General features: G+C 34.8%; 2 protein-coding genes and 1 rRNA gene. All 3 read left to right on the top strand.

The genetic code is table 11. The annotated features are described in order from the left end of the window. Positions 1-104 (top strand): 5S ribosomal RNA (rrf, locus tag ACXVYO_RS23635); the annotation flags it as partial. Positions 105-496: 392 nt separating this feature from the next. After that, positions 497-1,456, top strand: a complete 960-nt coding sequence (locus ACXVYO_RS23630) for an alpha/beta hydrolase (RefSeq protein WP_458468638.1) — start codon at positions 497-499, stop codon at positions 1,454-1,456. 174 nt (positions 1,457-1,630) lie between these two features. Further along, positions 1,631-2,362, top strand: a complete 732-nt coding sequence (locus ACXVYO_RS23625) for a DsbA family oxidoreductase (RefSeq protein ID WP_458468637.1) — start codon at positions 1,631-1,633, stop codon at positions 2,360-2,362. The last annotated feature ends 364 nt before the right edge of the window (positions 2,363-2,726 follow it).

Below are 2,726 nucleotides of genomic sequence, written 5' to 3'. Positions count from 1 at the left end.
GGCAGAGAGGTCACACCCGTTCCCATACCGAACACGGAAGTTAAGCTCTCTAGCGCCGATGGTAGTTGGGACCTTGTCCCTGTGAGAGTAGGACGTCGCCAAGCAACTTTAAGACGAGTCAGTATGACTCGTCTTTTTTGTGTTTTACACTTCTTATCCCGCGTTAACGGACAGTAAAACTCCCACCTCAAAATTCAGTTGGAGCAAAGAAGGTAGGCGGGAGATCAACTGTCCGTAAACGTCCGATTGGTTCAACTAATAATCAGTGGGGGATGAACAAAACCCCCACTGATTAAAGTTTCACTTTATCAGCCTCAAGTAAGTAATCCTTATTCTTTTGATCCCCTCATATTCATTTTCTTTCATTATTTTTGATGTGTAGTTTAAGATTTTCTATTTTATTTTTGTAGAAGCGATCTGTCGGTATGTTAAAATAATACAGTTGTTTTTTGAGTACTTGAATATAAGAAGATTTAATTTTGAAAAAGGAGATAATATGAAAAAGATAGGTGTAATTACTATAGTAGTTTTAGTCCTTCTAGCAATTACTTATATGTTAGTTGGGAATTATTTTTATAATTATGCGTTGAATGCGAAACAAGAGAAAGAATTTTTAGAGGACAATCCTCATTTAGTAGAAACAGTGAATGCATCGGGAGGCGTGTTCGCTACAAACGAAGAAAAGGATGCGAGTTTTGTATCAAATCATAAACCTAATACACGAAACATAAATTCTTTCGATAAGTTGAAATTAACAGGTTATGAATATATGAATGAACAATCTAGCCATAAATGGGCAATTGTAGTTCATGGATATGATAGCAGGGCATCGAAAATGACGAAATATATTCGGAATTTTTACGAACAAGGTTATAACGTCATAGCGCCAGATCTTCGTGGGCACGGAAATAGTGAAGGTGATTATATAGGGATGGGCTGGCACGATCGTAAAGATATTTTGATTTGGATTCAACAAATTGTAAAGAAAGACCCTAATGCTGAAATAGCACTCTTTGGTGTTTCAATGGGCGGGGCAACTGTAATGATGACTTCAGGTGAAGAGTTACCTTCAAACGTTAAAGTTATTATTGAAGATTGTGGATACTCAACTGTTATTGATGAATTTACTTATCAACTGAAAGATTTATTCCACTTGCCAAAGTTTCCTGTTATGAATGCGGCAAATACAGTTACAAAATTAAGAGCTGGATATGATTTAGAAGAAGCTTCAGCTGTAAAACAAGTAGCGAAAAGTAAAACACCTATGCTATTTATACATGGGGATGCTGATACATTCGTTCCTTATGAAATGTTAGATGAAGTATATAATGCTGCAAAAGTAGAAAAAGAGAAATTAATTGTTTCAGGTGCTGGACATGGAGAAGCTGAGAAGATAGATTCAAATAAATATTGGAATACCGTATGGAAATTCGTGGGGAGATATATTCCAGCATAGTTAGATTTATATATACGATAATCAGAAGGAAATGTTTTTATACTTTTGATTATCGTTTTTTCTATTTATAAATTCATTTTAGTTTGTAGTATATAAAGCATGAAGCATAAATTTTTGAATTCCTTAGCGCCAGTGCTACAATAATTGAAAACTACATGTTAATGAGGTGTTTCTATGAAAATTGAAGTATGGTCAGATTTTGTATGCCCATTTTGCTACATTGGAAAACGTAGATTAGAGATGGCTTTAGAGCAATTTCCGCATAAGAAAGATGTTGAAGTTGAGTTTAAAAGTTTTGAATTAGACCAAAATGCTCCAATCTATTCTGGAACAAGTATTAATGAAGTACTTGCATCAAAGTATGGGATTAGTATTGAAGAAGCTAAGCGTAATAATATACAACTAGGAAGTCATGCAGCTAGTATGGGTTTAAGTTTTAATTTTGATGAGATGAAGCCGACGAACACTTTTGATGCGCATCGTCTTGCGAAGTTTGCAAAGGATCAAGGGAAAGAAAAAGAGATTACGGAAAATCTACTTTTTGCATATTTCACAGAATCGAGAAATTTAAGTGATGTGGATACGCTTGTTACTATTGCTGAAGCTTCAGGTTTAGAAAAGCAAGAAGCTTTACGTGTTATTCATGATAAAAGTGCATATGCAAATGATGTTAGAATTGATGAAGCGATTGCTCAGCAATATCAAATTTCAGGAGTGCCTTATTTTATTATTAATCAAAAGTATGCTATTTCAGGTGCGCAACCACTTGAAACCTTTGTTGGTGCACTTCAGCAAGTGTGGGAAGAAGAGAATCCTGCACCTAAGTTACAAGAACTTTCTTCAGAGGGTGGAAGCGATATGTCTTGTACGGATGAAAGTTGTTCGGTACCTTCGAAAGAACAATAGTTTTTATGATGGAATAGCAACCCATAGAGTATTTTATGGGTTGCTTATCTATGAGGTATATAAATAGATAAATTAATAGCGTAAATAGGATTTATAAAAAAATGAAGTTTTTTATAAAAAGATATTGACGATTGTAGGTTAGAGGTGTAATATAGAACAAGTCGCCGATGCAATAACGCAGAACGCGATAAACAAAATGAAAAACTTAGTTGACATTAACTAGCGAAGATGTTAACATAAGGAAGTCGCAAATGAGCGACCGAGTAGTTCTTTGAAAACTGAACGAAACAAACAACGTGAAACGTCAATTTTTATTTTTAGATGCTAGACAAACTAACTTTATTGGAGAGTTTGATCCTGGCTC

The sequence above is a fragment of the Bacillus sp. BC08 genome, from assembly GCF_054326875.1.
This window is presented reverse-complemented; position numbering and strand designations above follow the sequence as displayed.